The 22,758-nt window shown below is 62.7% G+C and carries 24 protein-coding genes; 22 read left to right on the forward strand and 2 right to left on the reverse strand.

The genetic code is table 11. From position 1 onward, the window contains the following. Positions 1-62 precede the first annotated feature (62 nt). The 17 genes from mnmE to IB256_RS17340 all read left to right on the forward strand — a co-directional run bounded on the left by mnmE (position 63) and on the right by IB256_RS17340 (position 16,446). A complete protein-coding gene (gene mnmE, locus IB256_RS17260) occupies positions 63-1,430 on the forward strand; it encodes a tRNA uridine-5-carboxymethylaminomethyl(34) synthesis GTPase MnmE (RefSeq protein ID WP_192294396.1) in 1,368 nt (455 codons plus the stop codon). 549 nt (positions 1,431-1,979) lie between these two features. After that, a complete protein-coding gene (gene mnmG, locus IB256_RS17265) occupies positions 1,980-3,872 on the forward strand; it encodes a tRNA uridine-5-carboxymethylaminomethyl(34) synthesis enzyme MnmG (RefSeq protein WP_192294398.1) in 1,893 nt (630 codons plus the stop codon). Next, on the forward strand, positions 3,872-4,522 hold the full coding sequence (rsmG, locus tag IB256_RS17270; protein ID WP_192294400.1) for a 16S rRNA (guanine(527)-N(7))-methyltransferase RsmG: 651 nt from the start codon (positions 3,872-3,874) through the stop codon (positions 4,520-4,522). Before mnmG ends, rsmG begins: the two co-directional genes overlap by 1 nt. Before the next feature lie 18 nt (positions 4,523-4,540). Then, on the forward strand, positions 4,541-5,329 hold the full coding sequence (locus IB256_RS17275) for a ParA family protein (protein ID WP_024765005.1): 789 nt from the start codon (positions 4,541-4,543) through the stop codon (positions 5,327-5,329). 17 nt (positions 5,330-5,346) lie between these two features. After that, on the forward strand, positions 5,347-6,219 hold the full coding sequence (locus IB256_RS17280; RefSeq protein WP_192294404.1) for a ParB/RepB/Spo0J family partition protein: 873 nt from the start codon (positions 5,347-5,349) through the stop codon (positions 6,217-6,219). 153 nt (positions 6,220-6,372) lie between these two features. Further along, positions 6,373-6,780: a F0F1 ATP synthase subunit I gene (locus tag IB256_RS17285; protein ID WP_192294406.1), complete on the forward strand. Its 408-nt coding sequence runs from the start codon at positions 6,373-6,375 to the stop codon at positions 6,778-6,780. Between the two features lie 16 nt (positions 6,781-6,796). Continuing rightward, positions 6,797-7,666 (forward strand): F0F1 ATP synthase subunit A, encoded by an 870-nt coding sequence (gene atpB, locus IB256_RS17290; protein WP_017518843.1) that lies wholly within the window; start codon positions 6,797-6,799, stop codon positions 7,664-7,666. Between the two features lie 109 nt (positions 7,667-7,775). Continuing rightward, positions 7,776-8,033: a F0F1 ATP synthase subunit C gene (gene atpE, locus IB256_RS17295; protein ID WP_003457994.1), complete on the forward strand. Its 258-nt coding sequence runs from the start codon at positions 7,776-7,778 to the stop codon at positions 8,031-8,033. Between the two features lie 52 nt (positions 8,034-8,085). Continuing rightward, positions 8,086-8,556: a F0F1 ATP synthase subunit B gene (locus tag IB256_RS17300; protein WP_081518994.1), complete on the forward strand. Its 471-nt coding sequence runs from the start codon at positions 8,086-8,088 to the stop codon at positions 8,554-8,556. A 12-nt stretch (positions 8,557-8,568) separates the two neighbouring features. Further along, a complete protein-coding gene (locus IB256_RS17305; protein WP_017518841.1) occupies positions 8,569-9,105 on the forward strand; it encodes a F0F1 ATP synthase subunit delta in 537 nt (178 codons plus the stop codon). Between the two features lie 18 nt (positions 9,106-9,123). Then, positions 9,124-10,668, forward strand: a complete 1,545-nt coding sequence (gene atpA, locus IB256_RS17310) for a F0F1 ATP synthase subunit alpha (RefSeq protein ID WP_045213785.1) — start codon at positions 9,124-9,126, stop codon at positions 10,666-10,668. 52 nt (positions 10,669-10,720) lie between these two features. Then, positions 10,721-11,581, forward strand: coding sequence for a F0F1 ATP synthase subunit gamma (atpG, locus tag IB256_RS17315; RefSeq protein WP_017518839.1), 861 nt, complete (start codon positions 10,721-10,723; stop codon positions 11,579-11,581). A gap of 30 nt (positions 11,582-11,611) precedes the next feature. Next, positions 11,612-12,988: a F0F1 ATP synthase subunit beta gene (gene atpD, locus IB256_RS17320; protein ID WP_045213787.1), complete on the forward strand. Its 1,377-nt coding sequence runs from the start codon at positions 11,612-11,614 to the stop codon at positions 12,986-12,988. A 40-nt stretch (positions 12,989-13,028) separates the two neighbouring features. Then, a complete protein-coding gene (locus tag IB256_RS17325; RefSeq protein WP_045213789.1) occupies positions 13,029-13,454 on the forward strand; it encodes a F0F1 ATP synthase subunit epsilon in 426 nt (141 codons plus the stop codon). A gap of 112 nt (positions 13,455-13,566) precedes the next feature. Then, positions 13,567-14,934 carry a bifunctional UDP-N-acetylglucosamine diphosphorylase/glucosamine-1-phosphate N-acetyltransferase GlmU gene (gene glmU / locus IB256_RS17330; protein ID WP_081518995.1) on the forward strand — a complete coding sequence of 456 codons (1,368 nt, stop codon included), beginning with the start codon at positions 13,567-13,569 and terminating at the stop codon, positions 14,932-14,934. A gap of 119 nt (positions 14,935-15,053) precedes the next feature. Next, positions 15,054-15,641 carry a MarC family protein gene (locus IB256_RS17335; protein WP_017518835.1) on the forward strand — a complete coding sequence of 196 codons (588 nt, stop codon included), beginning with the start codon at positions 15,054-15,056 and terminating at the stop codon, positions 15,639-15,641. Positions 15,642-15,663: 22 nt separating this feature from the next. Beyond that, on the forward strand, positions 15,664-16,446 hold the full coding sequence (locus tag IB256_RS17340; RefSeq protein WP_081518996.1) for an N-acetylmuramoyl-L-alanine amidase: 783 nt from the start codon (positions 15,664-15,666) through the stop codon (positions 16,444-16,446). Here IB256_RS17340 and IB256_RS17345 read toward each other — a convergent pair. Continuing rightward, positions 16,443-18,230 carry a KinB sensor domain-containing domain gene (locus tag IB256_RS17345; protein WP_225601833.1) on the reverse strand — a complete coding sequence of 596 codons (1,788 nt, stop codon included), beginning with the start codon at positions 18,228-18,230 and terminating at the stop codon, positions 16,443-16,445. The two genes, IB256_RS17340 and IB256_RS17345, sit on opposite strands and share 4 nt — an antisense overlap. Before the next feature lie 2 nt (positions 18,231-18,232). After that, positions 18,233-19,579, reverse strand: a complete 1,347-nt coding sequence (algB, locus tag IB256_RS17350; protein ID WP_192294418.1) for a sigma-54-dependent response regulator transcription factor AlgB — start codon at positions 19,577-19,579, stop codon at positions 18,233-18,235. A gap of 229 nt (positions 19,580-19,808) precedes the next feature. Between algB and IB256_RS17355 the strand changes: the two genes are divergently transcribed. The 5 genes from IB256_RS17355 to IB256_RS17375 all read left to right on the forward strand — a co-directional run bounded on the left by IB256_RS17355 (position 19,809) and on the right by IB256_RS17375 (position 22,576). Continuing rightward, positions 19,809-20,663: a BON domain-containing protein gene (locus tag IB256_RS17355; protein WP_192294420.1), complete on the forward strand. Its 855-nt coding sequence runs from the start codon at positions 19,809-19,811 to the stop codon at positions 20,661-20,663. Positions 20,664-20,696: 33 nt separating this feature from the next. Next, entirely contained in the window at positions 20,697-21,131 is a 435-nt protein-coding gene (locus IB256_RS17360; RefSeq protein ID WP_192294422.1) for a ferritin-like domain-containing protein, read from the forward strand. A gap of 279 nt (positions 21,132-21,410) precedes the next feature. Further along, positions 21,411-21,728 carry a hypothetical protein gene (locus tag IB256_RS17365; protein ID WP_192294424.1) on the forward strand — a complete coding sequence of 106 codons (318 nt, stop codon included), beginning with the start codon at positions 21,411-21,413 and terminating at the stop codon, positions 21,726-21,728. A 177-nt stretch (positions 21,729-21,905) separates the two neighbouring features. After that, complete coding sequence (locus IB256_RS17370) at positions 21,906-22,067, forward strand: DUF1328 domain-containing protein (protein WP_081519001.1); 162 nt, start codon at positions 21,906-21,908, stop codon at positions 22,065-22,067. Between the two features lie 38 nt (positions 22,068-22,105). After that, the gene (locus IB256_RS17375; protein ID WP_138213472.1) at positions 22,106-22,576 is read left to right on the forward strand and encodes an inhibitor of vertebrate lysozyme family protein; all 471 of its coding nucleotides are present in this window, start codon (positions 22,106-22,108) and stop codon (positions 22,574-22,576) included. Positions 22,577-22,758: the final 182 nt, after the last annotated feature.

A 22,758-nucleotide genomic window follows, 5' to 3' on the forward strand; every position in this document is an offset into this window, starting at 1 on the left:
TTTTGCTATGTGGATAACTTTGCCTTGCCGCGAGCCACGACAACAACCGCGAGACCGCCGACATGAATGCAGCCCGTGAAACCATCGCCGCCGTCGCCACCGCCCAGGGCCGTGGCGGGGTGGGCATCGTCCGTGTCTCCGGTCCTCGTGCGCGCACCATGGCGATTACCCTGAGCGGCCGCGAGCCCCAACCGCGCTATGCCCACTATGGGCCTTTCCACGCTGATGATGGCGAGGTCATCGACGAAGGTCTGCTGCTGTACTTCCCCGGCCCGAATTCCTTCACCGGCGAAGACGTGCTGGAGCTGCAGGGCCATGGCGGCCCCGTAGTGATGGACATGCTGCTGCAGCGCTGCCTCGAACTGGGCGCCCGCCAGGCCCGCCCTGGCGAGTTCAGCGAGCGCGCGTTCCTCAATGACAAGCTCGACCTGGCCCAGGCCGAAGCCATTGCCGACCTCATCGAAGCCAGCTCAGCGCAGGCCGCACGCAACGCCGTGCGCTCACTCCAGGGGGAGTTCTCCAAGCGTGTGCATAACCTCACCGACCAGCTGATCGGCCTGCGCATGTATGTCGAGGCTGCCATCGACTTCCCGGAAGAGGAAATCGACTTCCTCGCCGACGGCCATGTTCTCTCGCAACTGGATGCAGTACGCGCGGAACTCGCCTCGGTGCTGCGCGAGGCAGGCCAGGGAGCCCTGCTGCGTGACGGCATGACGGTCGTCATCGCCGGGCGTCCCAACGCCGGCAAATCCAGCCTGCTGAATGCCCTGGCAGGGCGTGAGGCGGCCATCGTCACCGATATCGCCGGCACCACCCGCGACGTATTGCGCGAACATATCCACATTGACGGTATGCCGCTGCACATCATCGATACTGCCGGCCTGCGCAGCACCGATGACCATGTGGAAAAAATCGGCGTGGAACGCGCCCTGAAGGCCATCAACGAGGCGGATCGAGTCCTCCTTGTGGTGGATTCCACTGCCCCGGAAGCCAGCGATCCCTTCGCACTGTGGCCGGAATTCCTCGACAGCCGCCCCGACCCGGCGCACGTGACCCTGATCCGCAACAAGGCGGATTTATCCACAGAGAGCATCGGGCTCGAAGAGAGCGCTGACGGCCACGTCACCATCACCCTGTCTGCCCGTTCCGGCAATGGCCTGGAGCTGCTGCGCGAGCACCTCAAGGCCTGCATGGGCTTCGAGCAGACCGCAGAGAGCAGTTTCAGCGCGCGCCGGCGCCATCTGGAGGCCCTGCGCCTGGCTGGAGACAGCCTCGAGCACGGCCGCGCACAGCTCACTCTGAGCGGAGCAGGCGAGTTGCTGGCCGAAGACTTGCGTCAGGCCCAGCAAGCCCTGGGCGAGATCACCGGTGCCTTCACACCGGACGACCTGCTGGGACGCATCTTCTCCAGCTTCTGCATCGGCAAGTAATCCACAACGCTGCTTTCGCGTACCGCTGACGGGGCCGTCCCGTCAGCGCGCCTCCTGCTGCCCCGAATTCTTCGCCACATAAATCTATCCACAGCCATAAGCTCACAAAGACTCCCTATTTACGGGGCTTACAGAGCACAAAAAGTGGATTCCACAGGCCTCCGTGAACCTTGTGGAAAAGTCGCGTACAGATAGGTTAACAAGCGCTGTCTCAACCAGTGGATAAATCGGCCTGTTGATAACGTTACACTTAATCCACAAGCTAGCCACCGGAGATCCCCTGCAACCGTACAGAATCGACACAGGGTTGTTAGGCGCTGAAAGCATCGCCGTATCTGGGCTGAAAGTGGTTATCCACAGAAAACGGCTTCACCATACATAAACACAAGCTCTAAAAAGATTTAAAAAGATTCCTCTCTTTTATTTTCTATTAGAGGCGAACAGTACCCGTTGGCTATTTTTTGTTCAGGTGCCTTCAATCGAGAGCCCTTAGCCCCTATACTGTCCGGCTCTCTTCTTTCTCCTTGATCAACAGGCACGAGGTGCGTGGTGGATTTCCCTTCCCGTTTTGACGTGATCGTGATCGGCGGCGGCCATGCCGGCACAGAGGCCGCACTAGCGGCCGCACGCATGGGCGTGAAGACGCTGCTGCTCACCCACAATGTGGAAACCCTTGGCCAGATGAGCTGCAACCCCGCCATCGGTGGGATCGGCAAAAGCCATCTGGTAAAGGAAATCGATGCGCTGGGCGGTGCCATGGCACTGGCCACCGATAAAGGCGGCATCCAGTTCCGTGTGCTCAACAGCCGTAAAGGCCCGGCAGTCCGTGCGACCCGAGCTCAGGCTGACCGCGTTCTCTACAAGGCCGCCGTGCGCGAGATCCTGGAGAACCAGCCGAACCTGTGGATATTCCAGCAGGCCTGTGATGACCTGATCGTCGAACAGGACCAGGTGCGCGGCGTAGTGACCCAGATGGGTCTGAAATTCCATGCGGACAACGTCGTCCTCACAGCCGGTACTTTCCTCGGCGGACTTATCCACATCGGCCTGGAGAACTACTCCGGTGGCCGTGCCGGTGATCCGCCCTCGATCGCCCTGGCGCGCCGCCTGCGTGAGCTGCCGCTTCGTGTCGGCCGCCTGAAGACCGGCACTCCGCCGCGCATCGATGGCCGCAGTGTCGATTTCAGCGTGATGACCGAGCAGCCCGGCGACACGCCGATCCCGGTGATGTCGTTCCTGGGCTCGAAGGAAATGCATCCACGCCAGGTCAGCTGCTGGATCACCCACACCAACGCGCGGACCCACGAGATCATCGCGTCCAACCTCGATCGCTCGCCCATGTACTCCGGCGTTATCGAAGGGGTCGGCCCGCGCTATTGCCCGTCGATCGAAGACAAGATCCATCGCTTCGCCGACAAGGACAGCCATCAGGTCTTCCTCGAACCCGAAGGCCTGACCACCCACGAGCTGTACCCGAACGGCATCTCCACTTCGCTGCCCTTCGATGTGCAACTGGATATCGTCCGCTCGATCCGCGGCATGGAGAACGCGCACATCGTTCGCCCGGGCTACGCCATTGAGTACGACTACTTCGATCCGCGCGACCTGAAGTACAGCCTGGAGACCAAGGTCATCGGCGGCCTGTTCTTCGCCGGCCAGATCAACGGCACCACCGGCTACGAAGAAGCCGGCGCCCAGGGGCTGCTTGCCGGCGCCAACGCTGCGCTGCGCTCGCAAGGCCGTGAAAGCTGGTGCCCGCGTCGCGACGAGGCTTACATCGGCGTGCTGGTGGACGACCTGATTACCCTCGGCACCCAGGAGCCGTACCGCATGTTCACGTCGCGCGCCGAGTACCGGCTGATCCTGCGCGAGGACAACGCGGATCTGCGCCTGACCGAGAAAGGCCGCGAACTGGGCCTGATCGACGACGAGCGCTGGGCTGTCTTCGAAGCCAAGCGCGAAGGCATCGAGCGTGAGGAACAGCGCCTGAAGAGCACCTGGGTTCGACCCAACACGCCGCAGGGCGATGCCATCGCCGAGCGCTTCGGGACTCCGCTGGCTCATGAGTACAACCTGCTGAACCTGCTGGCCCGCCCGGAAATCGACTACGTCAGCCTGGCCGAAGTGACCGGCGCCGGCGCGGAAGACCCGCAGGTCGCCGAACAGGTCGAGATCCGTACCAAGTACGCCGGCTACATCGATCGCCAGCAGGAAGAGATTGCTCGCCTGCGAGCCAGCGAAGACACCCGCCTGCCTGTGGATATCGACTACCCGTCCATCTCCGGGCTGTCCAAGGAGATCCAGCTCAAGCTGGGCAACGCCCGGCCGGAAACCCTCGGTCAGGCCGGCCGCATTCCGGGCGTCACCCCGGCGGCGATCTCCCTGTTGCTGATCCACCTGAAGAAACGCTCCTCCGGTCGTCAGCTGGAGCAGAGCGCCTGATGTCCCTGGTTACTGCCCGCCACGCCGACGAACTCGCGCATGGCATCCAGACGCTTGGCCTGGATATCGACGAAACCACCCAGCAACGCCTGCTGGATTACCTGGCCTTGCTGGCCAAGTGGAACAAGGCCTACAACCTCACCGCCGTGCGCGATGTGGATGAAATGGTCTCCCGCCACCTGCTCGACAGCCTGAGCATCGTCCCGCAGTTCGAAGCTGCGGGCGGTGAGCGCTGGCTGGACGTGGGCAGTGGCGGTGGCATGCCCGGCATCCCGCTGGCCATCCTGTTCCCCGGCAAATCCCTGACCCTGCTGGACAGCAACGGCAAGAAGACCCGCTTCCTCACCCAGGTGAAGCTGGAACTCAAGCTCGACAACCTGCAGGTTATCCACAGCCGGGTAGAGGCCTTCCAGCCCGAGCAGCCGTTCAACGGCATCGTCTCGCGGGCTTTCAGCAGTCTCGAAGACTTCGCCAACTGGACACGACACCTGGGCGACACCCAGACCAACTGGCTGGCCATGAAAGGCGTCCACCCCAGCGATGAGCTCGCGGCACTCCCGGAAGATTTCCGGGTCGAAGCCGAACACGCTCTGGCGGTGCCGGGTTGCCAAGGCCAGCGCCATCTGCTGATACTGCGCCGCACTGCATGACGGGGAGTGGGGAAAACCATGGCTAAGGTATTCGCGATCGCCAACCAGAAGGGCGGCGTCGGCAAGACCACGACCTGCATCAACCTCGCGGCATCGCTGGTCGCCACCAAACGACGCGTGCTGCTGATCGACCTCGATCCACAGGGTAACGCCACCACCGGCAGCGGTGTGGATAAGTTGTCCCTGGACCATTCCATCTACGACGTGCTCACCGGCGAATGCGACCTGGCCCAGGCCATGCAGTTCTCCGAGCACGGCGGCTACCAGCTGCTGCCCGCCAACCGCGACCTCACCGCGGCGGAAGTGGTGCTGCTGGAAATGGACATGAAGGAACATCGCCTGCGCCATGCTCTGGCACCGATCCGCGAGAACTACGATTTCATCCTCATCGACTGCCCGCCCTCGCTGTCGATGCTGACGGTCAACGCCCTGTCCGCCTCCGACGGCGTGATCATCCCGATGCAGTGCGAGTACTACGCACTGGAAGGCCTGACCGATCTGATGAACAGCATTCAGCGCATCGCTGAGCGGCTGAACCCGGCGCTGAAGATCGAAGGCCTGCTGCGCACCATGTACGACCCGCGCATCAGCCTGACCAACGACGTCAGCGCGCAGCTGCAGGAACACTTCGGCGACAAGCTCTACACCACTGTGATCCCGCGCAACGTGCGACTGGCCGAAGCGCCCAGCTTCGGCATGCCGGCGCTGGTCTACGACAAGCAATCCCGCGGTGCCCTCGCCTACCTGGCGCTGGCCGGCGAGCTGGTGCGCCGTCAGCGCGCCGCCCGCACCACCGCCCCCGCCTAAGAGATTAAGGAACCCGCATGGCCGCCAAGAAACGAGGTCTCGGACGCGGGCTGGACGCCCTGCTCAGTGGCTCCAGCGCCGCTACGCTGCAGGAAGAAGCCGTTCAGGTGGACAGCAAGGAGCTGCAACACCTGCCGCTGGATCTGATCCAGCGTGGCAAGTACCAGCCCCGTCGCGACATGGACCCGCAGGCCCTCGAAGAACTCGCCCAGTCGATCAAGGTCCAGGGCGTGATGCAGCCGATCGTGGTGCGCCCGATCGACAAGGGCCGCTACGAGATCATCGCCGGCGAGCGCCGCTGGCGCGCGAGCCAGCAGGCCGGGCTGGACAAGATCCCGGCCATGGTCCGCGAAGTACCGGACGAAGCCGCCATCGCCATGGCGCTGATCGAGAACATCCAGCGCGAGGACCTCAATCCCATCGAGGAAGCCGCCGCACTGCAGCGACTGCAGCAGGAATTCCAGTTGACCCAGCAACAGGTCGCTGACGCCGTGGGCAAATCCCGCGTGACCGTGGCCAACCTGCTGCGCCTTATCGCCCTTCCGGAAGAGATCAAGACCCTCCTGTCCCACGGCGACCTGGAGATGGGCCACGCCCGTGCCCTGCTCGGATTGCCCGAAAACAGGCAGGTTGAGGGTGCGCGACATGTTGTCGCACGCGGCTTCACCGTGCGTCAGACTGAAGCACTGGTGCGCCAGTGGCTCAACGCCCCTGGGGAACCTGTCAAAGCGGTCAGGACTGACCCGGACATCAGCCGCCTGGAACAGCGTCTGGCCGAGCGCCTGGGCGCCCCGGTGCAGATTCGCCATGGGCAGAAGGGCAAAGGCCAGTTGGTGATCCGCTACAACTCCCTCGACGAGCTTCAAGGCGTACTCGCCCACATACGTTGATACGAACGTAGCATGTAGGGGTCGTCGGAAATCACTACCTGACGGTTGAACGGGGGGCCTGCAGCCCCCTATACTCTGCGCGCAATTTTGTCGGCACAAAGTATGCCAAGTTATTGATTTGTGACGCCGACGCCAGAGGACTGTGAGCTGAAGATGGAACCCCGCAAGCCCGATCGTTTGCCCTTCCATCATCAACCGGCTTTTCGCCTGTTGCTCGTCCAGCTGGTGGTGCTGCTTATCGGTGCAGCAGTCCTGTGGTTTGCACGGGGATCGGTCGCAGGCTATTCCGGTTTGCTCGGGGGCCTGATTGCGTGGTTGCCGAATCTGTACTTTGCTCGCAAGGCGTTCCGCTACAGCGGCGCGCGTTCTGCCCAGCTGATAGTCCGGTCCTTTTATGCCGGTGAGGCGGGAAAACTGATTTTGACGGCAGTGCTCTTCGCACTGACGTTTGCAGGTGTGAAGCCCCTGGCGCCCCTGGCGCTGTTCGGCCTCTACCTGCTGACCCTCGCGGTCAGCTGGTTTGCACCCCTGCTGATGCGAAACACATTTACAAGACCTTAGAGCGATTGAGGCAAACATGGCAGCAGAAAGCGCTTCGGGTTACATCCAGCACCACTTGCAGAACCTGACCCTGGGTCGTCTGCCGGATGGTTCCTGGGGGTTCGCCCACACCGCCGAACAAGCCAAGGAAATGGGCTTCTGGGCATTCCACGTTGATACCCTGGGCTGGTCCGTATTCCTCGGCCTGGTGTTCATCCTTATCTTCCGCATGGCAGCCAAGAAGGCCACCAGCGGTCAACCTGGCGGCCTGCAGAACTTCGTCGAAGTTCTCGTGGAGTTCGTCGACGGCAGCGTGAAGGACACCTTCCACGGCCGTAACCCGCTCATCGCACCGCTGGCGCTGACCGTGTTCGTTTGGATCTTCCTGATGAACCTGATCGACCTGGTGCCCGTGGACTTCCTGCCGCTCGCGGCCCAGGCGGTCACCGGCAACGAGCACCTGTTCTTCCGCGCCGTAGCCACCACCGATCCGAACGCCACCTTCGGCATGTCGATCGCTGTCTTCGCGCTGATCATCTTCTACAGCATCAAGGTCAAGGGCATCGGCGGCTTCCTCGGCGAACTGACCCTGCACCCGTTCCACAGCAGCAACATGGTGGTTCAGATCATCCTGATCCCCGTGAACTTCCTGCTGGAATTCGTGACCCTGATCGCCAAGCCGGTATCCCTGGCACTGCGTCTGTTCGGCAACATGTACGCCGGCGAGCTGATCTTCATCCTGATCGCCGTGATGTTCGGTTCCGGCATCCTCTGGCTGGGCGGCATGGGCGTCGTGCTGAACTGGGCGTGGGCCGTGTTCCACATCCTGATCATCACCCTGCAGGCCTTCATCTTCATGATGCTGACCATCGTCTACCTGTCGATGGCGCACGAAGACAGCCACTGATCCAAAGATTCTGTACGCCCCTTCCCGGATGGGAGGGGGTGAAAGAAGAGCTTCACCACCTTAACTTGCTTCACCTTTAACCAACACGACAAAAAAGTCGGGAGGAAAAATGGAAACTGTAGTTGGACTCACTGCTATCGCCGTTGCTCTGCTGATCGGTCTGGGCGCTCTGGGTACCGCCATCGGCTTCGGCCTGCTGGGCGGCAAGTTCCTGGAAGGCGCTGCTCGCCAGCCGGAAATGGTTCCGATGCTGCAGGTCAAAATGTTCATCGTCGCCGGCCTGCTCGACGCCGTGACCATGATCGGCGTTGGTATCGCTCTGTTCTTCACCTTCGCTAACCCGTTCATTGCTCAGGTTGCCCAGTAATTTCCGCAACGCGGGAATCTGTGACTGAACAACGAACGAGCGAGGTATTGGCGTGAACATTAATGCAACTCTGATCGGCCAGGCCATCGCGTTCGCCATCTTCGTCCTGTTCTGCATGAAGTTCGTATGGCCTCCGGTCATCGCGGCTCTGCACGAGCGTCAGAAGAAGATCGCCGACGGCCTGGACGCTGCCAACCGCGCGGCTCGTGACCTGGAACTGGCTCACGAGAAAGCGGGTCAGCAACTGCGCGAAGCCAAGGCTCAGGCAGCCGAAATCATCGAGCAGGCGAAGAAGAGCGCTAACCAGATCGTTGACGAAGCCCGTGATCAGGCCCGTGGTGAAGGTGATCGCATGATCGCTCAGGCCAAGGCCCAGATCGAACAGGAACTCAACAGCGTCAAAGACGCCCTGCGTGCCCAAGTGGGTGCCCTGGCTGTCTCCGGCGCCGAGAAGATCCTGGGTGCTTCGATCGATGCCAACGCGCAAAAGCAGCTGGTTGATCAACTGGCCGCCGAGATCTAAGCAGAGGGCGATATGGCAGAACTGACCACATTGGCTCGTCCATACGCGAAGGCGGCTTTCGAGTACGCCCAGGCTCATCAGCAACTGGCCGACTGGTCCGCTGCTCTGGGTGTGCTGGCTGCAGTGTCGCGGGACGACACCGTGCGCCAGCTGCTCAAGGAGCCCCAGCTGACCGCGGCAGCCAAGGCTGACGCGCTGATCGACGTGTGTGGCGACAAGCTCAATGCTCCGGCCCAGAACTTCGTCCGGACTGTGGCTGAAAACAAGCGGCTCGACCTCCTGCCGACCATCTTCGTGATGTTCGAGCAGCTCAAGGCCGAGCAGGAAAAGCTGGTCGAGGTCGAGGTCACCAGTGCCTTCGCCCTGGACCAGGAACAGCAGGACAAACTCGCCAAGGCTCTCAGCGCCCGGCTCAGTCGCGAAGTGCGACTTCATGCGTCGGAAGACGCGAGCTTGATCGGCGGCGTGGTAATTCGCGCCGGTGACTTGGTAATCGATGGCTCGGTGCGCGGCAAAATCGCGAAACTGGCCGAAGCGTTGAAATCTTGAGTTTGAAGGGGCAGCGGCATGCAGCAACTCAATCCTTCCGAAATTAGTGAAATCATCAAGGGGCGTATCGAGAAACTCGACGTCGCCTCGCAAGCGCGCAACGAAGGCACCATCGTCAGTGTTTCCGATGGCATCGTGCGCATCTTCGGTCTGGCCGACGTCATGTACGGCGAGATGATCGAATTCCCGGGCGGCGTCTACGGTATGGCGCTGAACCTGGAGCAAGACTCCGTCGGTGCTGTGGTACTGGGTGAATACCAGGACCTCAAAGAAGGCATGAACGCCAAGTGCACCGGCCGCATCCTGGAAGTACCGGTTGGTCCGGAACTGCTGGGTCGCGTTGTCGACGCTCTGGGTAACCCGATCGATGGCAAAGGCCCGATCGATGCCAAGCTGACCGACGCAGTCGAGAAAGTGGCACCGGGCGTGATCTGGCGTAAGTCGGTAGACCAGCCGGTTCAGACCGGCTACAAGTCCGTCGACGCCATGATCCCGGTTGGCCGTGGCCAGCGCGAGCTGATCATCGGTGACCGTCAGATCGGTAAAACCGCTCTGGCCATCGACGCCATCATCAACCAGAAGAACAGCGGCATCCGCTGCGTCTACGTTGCCATCGGTCAGAAGCAATCGACCATCGCCAACGTCGTACGCAAGCTGGAAGAGAACGGCGCCCTGGCCAACACCATCGTGGTCGTTGCCAGTGCTTCGGAATCCGCCGCTCTGCAATACCTGGCTCCGTACTCCGGTTGCACCATGGGCGAATTCTTCCGCGACCGCGGTGAAGATGCCCTGATCGTGTACGACGACCTGTCCAAGCAGGCCGTAGCCTACCGCCAGATCTCCCTGCTGCTGCGCCGTCCGCCGGGCCGCGAAGCTTATCCGGGCGACGTGTTCTATCTCCACAGCCGTCTGCTGGAGCGCGCTTCCCGCGTTTCCGAAGAGTACGTAGAGAAGTTCACCAACGGCGAAGTGAAAGGCAAGACCGGTTCCCTGACCGCCCTGCCGATCATCGAAACCCAGGCTGGCGACGTTTCTGCGTTCGTTCCGACCAACGTGATCTCCATCACCGACGGTCAGATCTTCCTGGAATCCGCAATGTTCAACTCGGGTATCCGTCCGGCCGTCAACGCCGGTATCTCGGTATCCCGTGTGGGTGGCGCGGCCCAGACCAAGATCATCAAGAAGCTGTCCGGCGGTATCCGTACCGCGCTGGCCCAGTACCGTGAACTGGCGGCCTTCGCCCAGTTCGCCTCGGACCTGGACGACGCGACCCGCAAGCAGCTGGAACATGGTCAGCGCGTCACCGAGCTGATGAAGCAGAAGCAATACGCGCCGATGTCCATCGCCGAGATGTCGCTGTCCCTGTATGCCGCCGAGCGTGGCTTCCTGCAGGACGTCGAGATCGCCAAGGTGGGCGCCTTCGAACAAGCGCTGATCGCCTACTTCCAACGTGAGAACGCCGCTCTGCTGGCGAAGATCAACGAGAAGGGTGACTTCAACGACGAAATCGACGCAGGCATCAAGGCCGGCATCGAGAAGTTCAAGGCCACCCAAACCTGGTAAGCCGCAGCGGGGGTCGTTAACGGCCCCCGCCTGCTAAACCGATAGGTGTGAAATGGCAGGCGCAAAAGAGATTCGCAGCAAGATTGCGAGCATCAAAAGCACGCAAAAAATCACCAATGCCATGGAAAAGGTGGCGGTGAGCAAGATGCGCAAGGCACAAATGCGCATGGCGGCCGGCCGTCCCTACGCGGAGCGCATTCGCCAGGTGATCGGCCATCTGGCCAACGCCAACCCGGAATACCGTCACCCGTTCATGGTCGAGCGTGAAGTAAAACGCGTCGGCTACATCGTGGTGAGCTCCGACCGTGGCCTGGCTGGCGGCCTGAACATCAACCTGTTCAAGGCTCTCGTCAAGGACATGAGCGGGCAGCGCGATCGTGGCGCGGAGATCGATCTCTGCGTGATCGGCTCCAAGGGTGCATCCTTCTTCAAGAGCTATGGCGGCAACGTAGTTGCAGCTATCAGCCACCTGGGCGAAGAGCCGTCGATCAATGATCTGATCGGCAGCGTCAAGGTCATGCTGGATGCCTACCTGGAAGGTCGTATCGATCGCCTGTACGTGGTTTCCAACAAGTTCGTCAACACCATGACCCAGAAGCCGACCGTGGAACAGCTGATTCCGCTGGTGGCCGAGGACAATGCCGAGCTGAAGCACCACTGGGACTACCTCTACGAACCCGACGCCAAGGCCCTCCTCGACGGCCTGCTGGTGCGCTACGTGGAATCCCAGGTGTACCAGGCCGTGGTTGAGAACAACGCCTGTGAGCAGGCGGCCCGGATGATTGCAATGAAGAACGCTACCGACAACGCCGGTGATCTGATCAGTGGTCTGCAACTGATCTACAACAAGGCACGTCAGGCGGCGATCACCCAGGAAATCTCGGAAATCGTCGGCGGCGCTGCCGCGGTGTAAGAACAGGTTCAAAATTCAGAGGAACCAGACATGAGTAGCGGACGTATCGTTCAAATCATCGGCGCCGTGATCGACGTGGAATTCCCGCGCGATGCCGTGCCGAGCATCTACGAGGCCCTGAAAGTTCAGGGCGTCGAAACCACCCTGGAAGTTCAGCAGCAGCTGGGCGACGGCGTGGTTCGTTCCATTGCGATGGGTTCCACCGAAGGCCTCAAGCGCGGCCTGAACGTGGAAAGCACCGGCGCAGCCATCTCCGTCCCGGTCGGCACCAAGACCCTGGGCCGCATCATGGACGTGCTGGGCAACCCGATCGACGAAGCCGGTCCCATCGGCGAAGAAGAGCGCTGGGGTATTCACCGCGACGCTCCGTCCTATGCTGACCAGGCTGGCGGCAACGACCTGCTCGAAACCGGCATCAAGGTTATCGACCTGGTCTGCCCGTTCGCCAAGGGCGGTAAAGTCGGTCTGTTCGGTGGTGCCGGTGTAGGCAAGACCGTCAACATGATGGAACTGATCCGTAACATCGCCATGGAGCACAGCGGTTACTCTGTATTCGCTGGTGTGGGTGAGCGTACTCGTGAGGGTAACGACTTCTACCACGAGATGAAGGATTCCGGCGTACTGGACAAGGTAGCCCTGGTTTACGGCCAGATGAACGAGCCGCCGGGTAACCGTCTGCGCGTTGCACTGACCGGCCTGACCATGGCCGAGAAGTTCCGTGACGAAGGCCGTGACGTACTGCTGTTCATCGACAACATCTACCGTTACACCCTCGCCGGTACCGAAGTATCCGCACTGCTGGGCCGTATGCCTTCCGCAGTAGGTTACCAGCCGACCCTGGCCGAAGAGATGGGCGTTCTGCAAGAGCGCATCACCTCCACCAAGAAAGGCTCGATCACCTCGATCCAGGCCGTCTACGTTCCCGCGGACGACCTGACCGACCCGAGCCCGGCGACCACCTTCGCCCACCTGGACGCCACCGTCGTACTGTCCCGTGACATCGCCTCGCTGGGTATCTACCCGGCAGTTGATCCGCTGGACTCGACTTCCCGTCAGCTGGACCCGCTGGTCATCGGCCAGGATCACTACGACACCGCTCGTGGCGTGCAGTACGTTCTGCAGCGCTACAAGGAGCTGAAGGACATCATCGCGATTCTCGGCATGGACGAACTGTCCGAGTCCGACAAGCTGCTGGTGGCCCGTGCTCGTAAGATCCAGCGCTTCCTGTCCCAGCCGTTCTTTGTGGCTGAAGTATTCACCGGCTCGCCGGGCAAATACGTCTCCCTGAAGGACACCATCGCTGGCTTCAAAGGCATCCTCAACGGCGACTACGATCACCTGCCCGAGCAGGCGTTCTACATGGTCGGCGGCATCGAAGAAGCCATCGAGAAAGCGAAGAAGCTGTAATCCGTGCGCCCGGCAACGGGCGCTTACGTGAGGCAAGGGTATGGCTATTACTGTCCACTGCGACATCGTCAGCGCCGAAGCGGAGATCTTCTCCGGTCTGGTCGAGCTGGTCGTAGCGCACGGCTCCCTGGGCGATCTGGGTATCGCTCCGGGCCACGCGCCGCTGATCACCGAGCTCAAGCCGGGTCCGATCCGCCTGGTGAAGCAGGGTGGCGAGCAGGAGGTGTACTACATCTCCGGTGGCTTCCTCGAAGTACAGCCGAGCATGGTCAAGGTTCTCGCCGACACCGTGATTCGCGCAGGTGACCTCGATGAAGCGGCTGCCCAGACCGCACTGAAGGAAGCTGAAAAGGCTCTGCAAGGTAAAGGTGCAGAGTTCGACTACAGCTCCGCCGCAGCCCGCCTGGCCGAAGCCGCAGCGCAACTGCGCACGGTCCAGCAGGTTCGCAAGAAGTACGGCGGCTAAGCCGCGAAGTCCCCAGGGACTTCAGCGTCAAATAGGAAAAGGGTAGCCTTGGCTACCCTTTTTCTTTTTCTACACCCGGGGTTTCCCCGCTCACCAGGACGGTCCCTCACTCATGTCCCTCGAAATCGTCATTCTTGCCGCTGGCCAGGGCACCCGCATGCGCTCGGCACTGCCGAAGGTCCTGCATCCGGTTGCTGGCAAACCGATGCTCGCCCACGTGATCGATATCGCCCGCGGCCTCAGCCCGACGCGTATCCATGTGGTGATTGGCCATGGCGCCGACCTGGTGCGCGAGCGCCTGCAGGCGGATGACCTGAATTTCGTGATCCAGGAGCAGCAGTTGGGCACCGGACACGCCGTGGCGCAGGCCGCCCCGTTCCTGAGCGCGGACAATGTGCTGATCCTCTACGGCGATGTGCCGCTGATCGAGCAGCCCACCCTGGAGCGGCTGATGGCCCAGGCCACGCCGGAGCAGCTGGCGTTGCTGACCGTCGAGCTGGAAGACCCCACCGGCTACGGACGCATCATTCGCGATGGCGCTGGCGAAGTTCAGGCCATCGTCGAGCAGAAGGACGCCACTGCCGAGCAGCGCGCCATCCGCGAAGGCAATACCGGCATCCTCGCTGCGCCGCGTGAGCGCCTGCTGGGCTGGCTGTCGCGTCTTTCCAATTCCAACGCCCAGGGCGAGTACTACCTCACCGACGTCATTGCCATGGCAGTCGGCGACGGCCTGCGTGTGGCCACCGCCCAACCCAAGGTGGCGATGGAGACCCAGGGCGCCAACGATCGCCTGCAGCTCTCCGAGCTGGAGCGCTTCTTCCAGCAGCGGGTGGCGCGGCGCCTGATGGCCCAGGGCGTGACGCTGATCGATCCGGCGCGCTTCGACGTGCGGGGTGAAGTCAGCGTCGGCCGCGACGTGAGCATCGACATCAACGTGATCCTCGAAGGCCAGGTGGAGATCGAGGACGACGTACAGATCGGTCCGAACTGCTACATCAAGGACAGCACCCTGCGCCGCGGCGCCATCATCAAGGCCAACTCGCACCTGGAAGGCGCCCACGTCGGCCCCGACAGCGACGTCGGCCCGTTCGCTCGCCTGCGTCCGGGCAGCGTGCTGGAGCGCAAGGTGCATGTGGGTAACTTCGTCGAGCTGAAGAACGCCCACCTGCAGGACGGTGTGAAGGTCGGTCACCTGACTTACCTGGGCGACAGCGAAGTCGGTGCGCGCACCAACATCGGCGCCGGCACCATCACCTGCAACTACGATGGCGCGAACAAATGGCGCACCACCATTGGCGAGGATGTCTTCATCGGCTCCAACAATTCGCTGGTGGCGCCTGTGGATATCGGCACCGGCGCCACGACCGGCGCGGGTTCCACCATCACCGCCGAGGTTCCGGCCGGCACCCTCGGCGTCGGCCGCGCCAAGCAGCGGGTGATCGAGGGCTGGAAGCGCCCGGAAAAGATCAAGAAACCCTGATGCACAAGCCATCGTCCTGTGGGTAAGTTGTTATCCACAGGATGATTGGCTCATTCCGTTATTCACAGGCCATCCCGCAAACCGCGGGGTGCCTCGTTCTCGCTGGAGTTTTCCCGGTCATGCTTGGCGTCGCCATCCTGATCTTTCTGATCACCGACCCGTTCGGCAACATCGCGGTATTCCTCGCCGCCCTCAAGTCCGTCCCCGCCGAACGCCGTCTGAAAGTGGCACTGCGCGAGCTGCTGTTCGCCCTGGGCCTGCTGCTGCTGTTCCTCACCCTGGGCGAACACATCCTCACCGGGTTGGGTCTGTCCAAGGAAGCCACCGGCATCGCCGGGGGCATCATCCTCTTCGTGGTCGCCATGCGCCTGATCTTCCCCACCCCCCAGGGCGTGCTGGGCGACATGCCGGACAACGAGCCGCTGTTCGTGCCGCTGGCCACTCCGGCTGTGGCCGGGCCCTCTGCGCTGGCGATGCTGATCACCCTGCGCAGCACCTACACTGGTCCGTTGTGGGAGCTGTATCTTGCGGTGATCCTCGCTTGGGCTGCGACTGCCTTCATCCTGATGCAGGCGGCGTTCCTCCAGCGCTTCCTCGGCCCGCGCGGGCTGATGGCCGTGGAGCGCCTGGCCGGCATGCTGCTGATCATGCTCAGCGTGAACATGCTCCTGCAGAACGTGCGCAGCTTCCTGCACATCGCTGCCTGATGCTCTCCTCCTGAGAACCGCCATGATCCTGCGTGTCCTGACCTTCGCCTTGCTCACCACACTGCTTGCCGGCTGCGCCGACAAGGGCCTGCAGATCGATCGCGAGCATGTGTCGAAGAACCAGGACAGCCGCATCCAGTACGTCATCGTCCACTACACCTCGGCCGATCTGCCGCGCTCGCTGGCGCTGCTGACTCACGGTGAGGTGAGCGCGCACTACCTGATCGGTGACAACCCGGCGACCATCTACCAACTGGTGGACGAGAACCGCCGCGCCTGGCACGCCGGCGCCAGCGAATGGCAGGGGCGTACCTGGCTTAATTCCACCTCCATCGGCATCGAGCTGGTGAACCCCGGCTACCGTGATACCCCGAGCGGGAAGATCTGGTATCCCTACCCGGATGCGCAGATCGATGCACTGATTGCCCTGCTGCGGGATATCACCAAGCGCCAGGGCATCACCCCGGAACATATCCTTGGCCACAGCGACATCGCCCCGCAGCGCAAGGTCGACCCCGGTCCGCTATTCCCCTGGAAGAAGCTCGCCGACGCCGGCCTGATCCCCTGGCCTAAGCCGGGCGAGCTGGCACGCCGCCTGACCGAGCTGAACGGCCAGCTGCCGGCTCCTGGCTGGTTCCAGCAGCAGCTGGCGCGCCACGGTTACGCGGTGCCGCTCGATGGGGTGATGGATGAGGAAACCCGCAATGTGATCGCGGCGTTCCAGATGCGCTTCCGCCCGGAGCGCTTCGACGGTGAGCCGGACCTGGAAACCGCCGCGCTGTTGCTGGCGGTACCGACCTCTTAAACCGGCAGCAGCAGGTAGAAGCGCGAGCCCTTGCCCTGTTGCGAACGCAGGGCGATGCGCCCGCCGTGCAGTTGCACGATTTCCCGGCATAGCGCCAGGCCAAGTCCGACGCCGCCTTTCTTGCGGCCCACCTGCACGAAGGGTTCGAAGATGCGTCCTTGCTGGCTCAGCGGGATGCCGTCGCCGCTGTCCTCCACCGCAATCGCCACGCGCTCTTCCTGGCAGCGCGCCTGCAGGCGAATGGTGCCGCCATCGGGTGTATGGCGCAGGGCGTTGCCGATCAGGTTGTCCAGCACTCGCTCGATCTGCGTGCGGTCGATATTGATGGCAGGCAGATCCTCGGCGATCTCCAGATCGAGCTCGATTCGCTTGTCTCCGGCCGGCCCGATGAAGCGTTGGTGAGCCTGGCGCAGCAGGTCGCCGACATCGCAAAGCTGCAGCTCGAGCTTCTGGGTGCCGCTCTGGTAGCGCGAGAAATTCAGCAGATCGTTGATCAGCCGCACCAGGCGGTGCATCTCCTCGTCCACGGTGCGCACCAGGTCGCGTTCGCGGGATTCCTCGGGAAACTTCAGGCGCTCGGCGAGCAGTCCGAAGGCCATGTGCATGCCCGTCATGGGCGTGCGCAGCTCGTGGGAAGCACGCAGTACGAAGTCGTTGCGCACGCGCTCGAAGGCGCGCTGCTCGGTGACGTCGCGCACCACCATCACCGCGCCGATGTTGCGTCCGTCGTCGTGGGTGACCGGCGACATGCCCCAGGTCAGCAGCCGACTCTCGCCGCTTACCTCCACCACCAGGTCCTGCGGGGTTTCCTCCAGCAGGTTGCCGCTCAGGACACGCTGCACGGCCTGGGTCAGCGCCGGGTTGTTGAGCATCGTGCCCAGTTCCTGAGCCTGTGGATCGCTGTGGGAAAACAGCTGGCGCGTGGCCACCGGATTGGCGTGCTCGATGCGGCCGTGACGGTCGAGGATCACCAGGCCGTCGTCGATGCTGTCGAGTACCGCCAGCAGGCGCTTGCGGCCCGAACCCAGCGCCTCGGTATTGCTCGCGCGGTAAAGCCGCAGGGCTTCGGCCATCAGGCCGAAGCGGCGACTCAGGGACGACATCTCGGAGACGCCGGAAACCGGCAGGGTGACGTCGAAATCACCCTGGCCGATCTTGTCTGCGGCCTTGGCCAGCGTCTCGATCGGCGCGCCGAAGCGGCGGGCAATGCTGTGGGCAGTGATGAAGCCGACCACCAGGATGGCGATGCCGATGAGCCCGAGCAGGCCGCTGACCAGCAGCGTGCGGTCGCGTGCCGAGCGTTCGTCGGCGCTGATGTTCTCCATCGCCCCCTGGTGCAACGCCAGCAGGCGATTGCGCAGAACGTCGAGGGTACGGCTGAGGTCGCTGTCCTCCAGCAGTTCCGGGCGCCCCGGACCGGGCGTGTCGGTTGCCTCGATGAACAGCCGGTGAGCATCGGCGATTTCCGTCATGGCCTGACGCTCACTGCTGGTACGCGCCAGAGCCCGCCCCTGCTCGAGCGCCTGGGAGAAGTGCGTGCGGGCCTGCTCCAGGCGTTCCGGGCTGGGCCGCGCGCTGAGTACCTGCACCAGTTCATCGCCCAGCGCCTGGCGCAGGCGCTGGCTGACCTCGATGGCGTCGAAGTTGCGCTGGATCAGCTGGGCCTGCTCGCGGCCGGTCAGCACCACGCTGAACAGCCCGAGCAGCAGGCCCAGCAGCGCTACCGTGATCAGCGCCGAGATACTCAGGAAGAGTCTCGTGCGCAGCGTCATCGGGATCGGCAGGTTCACAGGCTGTACTGCTTGCGCTTGCGATAGAGGGTGGAAGCGTCGATTCCCAGGGTTTTCGCGGCCTGGTCGAGAGTCGCGCTGGAGGCCATGACGGCGGCGATGTGGGCTTTCTCCAGTTCTTCCAGGCTCATGGCCTCGCCGATACGCGGCGCCGAGCTGGTGGTCTGTTCGCCGATAGAAAGCTGTTCGATACCGATAAGGTCAAGATTGCAGATGATGCTTGCGCGCTCGATAACATTGCGCAGCTCCCGCACATTTCCCGGCCAGTTGTAGCGGCGAAGCAGTGCGCGGGCCTCATCGGTGAAGCCGCGAGCAGGGCGACCATAGTCCTTCACGAAGCGCGCAAGGAAGCGCTCGGCAAGGCCGATGATGTCCTCGGCGCGTTCGCGCAGTGGCGGCAGATTCAACACGATGACGTTCAGACGGTAGAGCAGGTCTTCACGGAAAGTGCCTTGGGCGACCATGCCGGCGAGATCACGGTTGGTGGCTGCGAGGATGCGTACATCGGCGTTGCGGGTCACCGGATCGCCGATCCGCTCGTATTCCTTGTCCTGAATGAATCGCAGCAATTTCGGCTGCAGGATGAGGGGAAAATCGCCGATTTCGTCGAGGAACAGCGTGCCACCATCCGCCTGGCTGATGCGCCCGAGGGTGTTTTCGGTTGCGCCGGTGAAGGCGCCTCGGCTGTGGCCGAACAGTTCGCTCTCCATCAGTTCGGCGGAGAGGGAAGGGCAGTTGATGGTCACGCAGGACTTCTTCGCCCGCTTGCTCCAGCCGTGGATGGCCCGCGCCAGCTCACCCTTGCCGGAGCCGGATTCGCCGAGGATGAGGATGTTGGCGTCGGTGGCGGCCACCTGCCGAGCCGTCTCCAGCACGGCGGCCATGGCCGGGCTGTGGGATTCGAGCACATCGCCTTGTTTGCGCATCTCGCCTTCCAGTGCCTCGATGCGAGCGGTGAGCTGGCGCACTTCCAGCTGCTTGGCGGCGGCCAGGCGCAGCTGGTCGGGGCTGCAGGGCTTCACCAGGTAATCGGCGGCGCCGGCCTGCATGGCATCGACTGCGGTGTCCACGGCCGAATGCGCGGTGACTATCACCACGCGCATCCAGGGCGCTTGCACGCGCATCTGCGCCAGCACATCCAGGCCGTTGTCATCGCCCAGCCGCAGGTCGAGGAAGCACAGGTCGAACACCTGGCGCTGCAACAGGTTCTCGGCCTGCTGCGCGCTGTTGGCGGTAGCCACGCTGTACCCCTCGTCCTCCAGGCAGTAGCGGAACGAGCGCAGGATGGCGGACTCGTCATCGACCAGCAGGATCCGGCCTTGCTGTTCAGGCGTTGCGTCCATTCAGCGATTTCCTCGTTGTGTGATTCGTTGTTGTAAGGGGTGTGATTTTTCTTAGTCCAGGGATTTTCGTGCAAGTTGCAAGAATCTTTCGGGTCCCTCGGGCAGGGTGCACAGTCCGGGTTATGCACAGACCATTCAACACATTGAATTACAAGAATTTTATCCACAAATCGCACTGGCACGGCGCTTGCGAATCCAATGCTGCACCATCGTTTGACGGAGACCTGCCATGCCTAACCCGAAGATCCTTGTCCTCGCCCTGGGTTCCGCGCTGCTCGCCCTGCAGCCGCTGGCCAGCCACGCCGCCGAGGCCGGGCTGACCGCGCAACTGGCCGAAGCACGCCAGGAAGGTTCGATCTGGACGGCCATCAACCTCAACCGCGAACTCAAGCCCTACGCGATCAAGGTGGATGTGGAGAACGGCCGCGCGCAGCTGACCGGCGGCGTGGCCAGCGAAGAACAGAAGGCGCTGGCCGGGCAGATCGCCGGCAGCGTCGAAGGCATCACCGCTGTGGATAACCAGCTGGGCGTCGACGCTTCCCTGGCCGACGCACAAAAGGCCGACGCCACCAAGGACGAAGGCGTGGTGCAGAAGTGGGACGACGCCACGCTGGCGGCGAAGGTGAAATCCAAGCTGCTGCTGGAGAAACGCAGCGCAGGCCTGGATATCAAGGTCACCAGCAAGTCCGGTGCAGTCACCCTCGAAGGCACGGTTGTCAGCGAGGAGGCCAGCCAGAAGGCCGCTCACCTGGCGGCGCAGACCGAAGGCGTCAGCGCTGTGGATAACCGTCTGAAGGTCGACCCGGACGCGGCCTCCACGCAGACATTCGAGAAGTCAGTCGGTGATGCTCAGGCCGCCGTGAGCGATGCCTGGATCACCAGCCAGATCAAGGCCGGCATCCTCTCCGCTCATGCGCTGCAGGGGCTGTCCATCGGCGTTTCCACCCGCGACGGCGTGGTGAGCCTGAGTGGTCAGGTGCCCAATGCCGACGAGCGCCAGCAATTGATCGATTCCGCCCGCAAGACCCGTGGTGTGCGTGAGGTGGACGCCACTGCGCTGAAGGTGGCCGGCCAGGCTGCCTGACTCTTCCACCCTTCCTTTGCAGGAGTACCTGTCATGACACGCACGACCAGTCAGCTCAATGAACTCATCGAGATTACCCGCGACGGCCAGCGCTTCTACCAGCACGCCATCCAGGAAGTGAAGGATGCCCGGTTGCAGCGGCTGTTCCAGTCCATGGCGCAGGCCAAGACCGACGTGATCAACGCACTGGCCGGCAAGGTTGCCGCCAACCACGAAGACCCCGCCACCGGCGGCACGCTGCTGGGCAAGCTGCGTCAGGTCTATGCCGACACCCGCGCGACCTTGGCCAGCGATGAAGGCGCCACCTATGTCGCCCAGCTGGAGGAAGCCGAGGATCGCATCCTCCATGCCTTCGAGGACGCTCTGGAGAAAGGCACGCCGGAAACCCAGGCGCTGCTGCGCGCCGAACTGCCCAAGGTACGGGCTTGCCATGACCAGATGAGCGAGCTGAAGCACTCGCTGAAGTGATGCGGTTCACACGAGCGCAGGGAGGCGCTCCGGTGTCGGGATTGCAAATCGCACGACCCATCCCGACCCATCGTGCAGGATGCGGTAGAAAGGCACTTTGGTACCATATTTAACTGATTGATTTAAAAGGAAAAATAAAGATTCTGCAGACTGGCATGCGGCGTGCAATTCCTACTGCAAGACAGTCAACAAAACCACCCGCGACGACGAGAACCGGAAAGGCCAAGGAAACAGCCTCAAGGTTCGACAGACAGATCGGCGACGGGCAGGAGATGCGGGATGAACAGCGAAACCAACAGCCAAGTGCAAGTCGCGCGTATCGATGTGTGGAGCCGGATCTTCTTCGCCGGTGCCCTCCTGCTGTTGCTGGTCAACCAGGTGCAGTTGCAGATGCAGGTTTCCCGGGCCCAGGCCGCCAGCGCACCGGTCGCCTACGTTCCGGCCGCCTCCAGCACCCCCGATTTGTATCGCGAAGCTTCGCGTTATCCACAGGTCGCCCCCGCTCGCAATCAGGCCCAGGTGCTGCAAGCGCCGCAGGAGCAAACCCAGGCTCAGGTCCAGCCGATGGTTCGCCCGCAGGGTGGCTGGGTGTTCTGAGTCCCTGTTTCTGAATCAACGGCTTTCTGAATCGCTGGCAGGCCACTGGCTTGCCCGACAGGTCCGCAGTGCCCGGAAGCGCCCGGGCGGACACACCTTCCGGAGACTGCCTTGCGATGACTCCGGAGCAGGTACCCGAAGCGGTGCCGTACCGACAACGAGAAGAGGAGATACCCCATGCTTAGCTGGGCACTGACATTCCTGATCATCGCCATCATCGCCGCGGTCCTGGGCTTCGGTGGCATCGCCGGCGCCGCGACCAGCATCGCCAAGATCCTGTTCGTGATCTTCCTGGTGCTGTTCATCGTGTCCTTCGTCATGGGCCGTCGCCGGGGCTGACGCCGCGGCCCGGTGGAAGTTGAACAAGGAGCGTAGCGATGAGCTTTACCCGCAATCTGCTGCTGTCGGCTGTTCTGCTCGGCGCCGGGGCCCAGGCCCTGGCCGCCGAGGCGGACAAGGACGCGCAGTACCGCCTGAACGAGCTGGTGGCCAGTGACCCGCAGTACCGCGACACCTGGCAATCGGTGGTCAAGGACGAGAGCCGCCTGCCGGACTGGGTGATGAACCTCAGTGGCACCGCGACGCCGATGCAGGCGGTGGACGAGCAGGGCGACAAGTACCTGGTCGGCGAGCTGTGCGAAGCGCACAACTGCGCCGCCCACCGGCTGTACGTGGCCTTTACCTGGGACAAAGACAAAGCCTACGCGCTTTACGTGAAGGTTCCCGAGAACCTTCCGGCGGACAAGTCTCCGAGCAAGCACGCCAGTTTCCGCTGGCTGGGTGAGCCGGACGATTCGGTGAAACGGATCCTCGACGACCAGCTCAAGAGTGATCCGAACTGGTACTGACCGTACCAGCAGAGAGTTGCTGAGATACGCGTACCCAGAAGGCGTACGCACGGCCAGGGGGCCGGGATGTTCGGGATGCGTCAGGTCCTGAATGACCCAGGGGTACAGGGGGTACCTCCGCATCAGCGGGCCGGGCCAGGCAAAGCCTCCGGAACCGACGCGGGATTCTCGCGTCGGCTCCG

This window comes from Pseudomonas sp. PDM17 (assembly GCF_014851985.1).
GTDB lineage: Bacteria > Pseudomonadota > Gammaproteobacteria > Pseudomonadales > Pseudomonadaceae > Pseudomonas.

What these genes read in the sequence shown, in the direction of transcription:
- IB256_RS17365 (WP_192294424.1), top strand. Translation starts at nt 21,411, where the DNA reads ATGAACAGCGAAACCAACAGCCAAGTGCAAGTCGCGCGTATCGATGTG.
- mnmE (WP_192294396.1), top strand. Translation starts at nt 63, where the DNA reads ATGAATGCAGCCCGTGAAACCATCGCCGCCGTCGCCACCGCCCAGGGC.
- atpE (WP_003457994.1), top strand. Translation starts at nt 7,776, where the DNA reads ATGGAAACTGTAGTTGGACTCACTGCTATCGCCGTTGCTCTGCTGATC.
- atpB (WP_017518843.1), top strand. Translation starts at nt 6,797, where the DNA reads ATGGCAGCAGAAAGCGCTTCGGGTTACATCCAGCACCACTTGCAGAAC.
- algB (WP_192294418.1), bottom strand. Translation starts at nt 19,579, where the DNA reads ATGGACGCAACGCCTGAACAGCAAGGCCGGATCCTGCTGGTCGATGAC.
- IB256_RS17305 (WP_017518841.1), top strand. Translation starts at nt 8,569, where the DNA reads ATGGCAGAACTGACCACATTGGCTCGTCCATACGCGAAGGCGGCTTTC.
- glmU (WP_081518995.1), top strand. Translation starts at nt 13,567, where the DNA reads ATGTCCCTCGAAATCGTCATTCTTGCCGCTGGCCAGGGCACCCGCATG.
- IB256_RS17285 (WP_192294406.1), top strand. Translation starts at nt 6,373, where the DNA reads ATGGAACCCCGCAAGCCCGATCGTTTGCCCTTCCATCATCAACCGGCT.
- IB256_RS17335 (WP_017518835.1), top strand. Translation starts at nt 15,054, where the DNA reads ATGCTTGGCGTCGCCATCCTGATCTTTCTGATCACCGACCCGTTCGGC.
- IB256_RS17340 (WP_081518996.1), top strand. Translation starts at nt 15,664, where the DNA reads ATGATCCTGCGTGTCCTGACCTTCGCCTTGCTCACCACACTGCTTGCC.
- IB256_RS17325 (WP_045213789.1), top strand. Translation starts at nt 13,029, where the DNA reads ATGGCTATTACTGTCCACTGCGACATCGTCAGCGCCGAAGCGGAGATC.
- rsmG (WP_192294400.1), top strand. Translation starts at nt 3,872, where the DNA reads ATGTCCCTGGTTACTGCCCGCCACGCCGACGAACTCGCGCATGGCATC.
- IB256_RS17360 (WP_192294422.1), top strand. Translation starts at nt 20,697, where the DNA reads ATGACACGCACGACCAGTCAGCTCAATGAACTCATCGAGATTACCCGC.
- IB256_RS17355 (WP_192294420.1), top strand. Translation starts at nt 19,809, where the DNA reads ATGCCTAACCCGAAGATCCTTGTCCTCGCCCTGGGTTCCGCGCTGCTC.
- atpG (WP_017518839.1), top strand. Translation starts at nt 10,721, where the DNA reads ATGGCAGGCGCAAAAGAGATTCGCAGCAAGATTGCGAGCATCAAAAGC.
- IB256_RS17275 (WP_024765005.1), top strand. Translation starts at nt 4,541, where the DNA reads ATGGCTAAGGTATTCGCGATCGCCAACCAGAAGGGCGGCGTCGGCAAG.
- atpD (WP_045213787.1), top strand. Translation starts at nt 11,612, where the DNA reads ATGAGTAGCGGACGTATCGTTCAAATCATCGGCGCCGTGATCGACGTG.
- IB256_RS17375 (WP_138213472.1), top strand. Translation starts at nt 22,106, where the DNA reads ATGAGCTTTACCCGCAATCTGCTGCTGTCGGCTGTTCTGCTCGGCGCC.
- IB256_RS17280 (WP_192294404.1), top strand. Translation starts at nt 5,347, where the DNA reads ATGGCCGCCAAGAAACGAGGTCTCGGACGCGGGCTGGACGCCCTGCTC.
- IB256_RS17370 (WP_081519001.1), top strand. Translation starts at nt 21,906, where the DNA reads ATGCTTAGCTGGGCACTGACATTCCTGATCATCGCCATCATCGCCGCG.
- atpA (WP_045213785.1), top strand. Translation starts at nt 9,124, where the DNA reads ATGCAGCAACTCAATCCTTCCGAAATTAGTGAAATCATCAAGGGGCGT.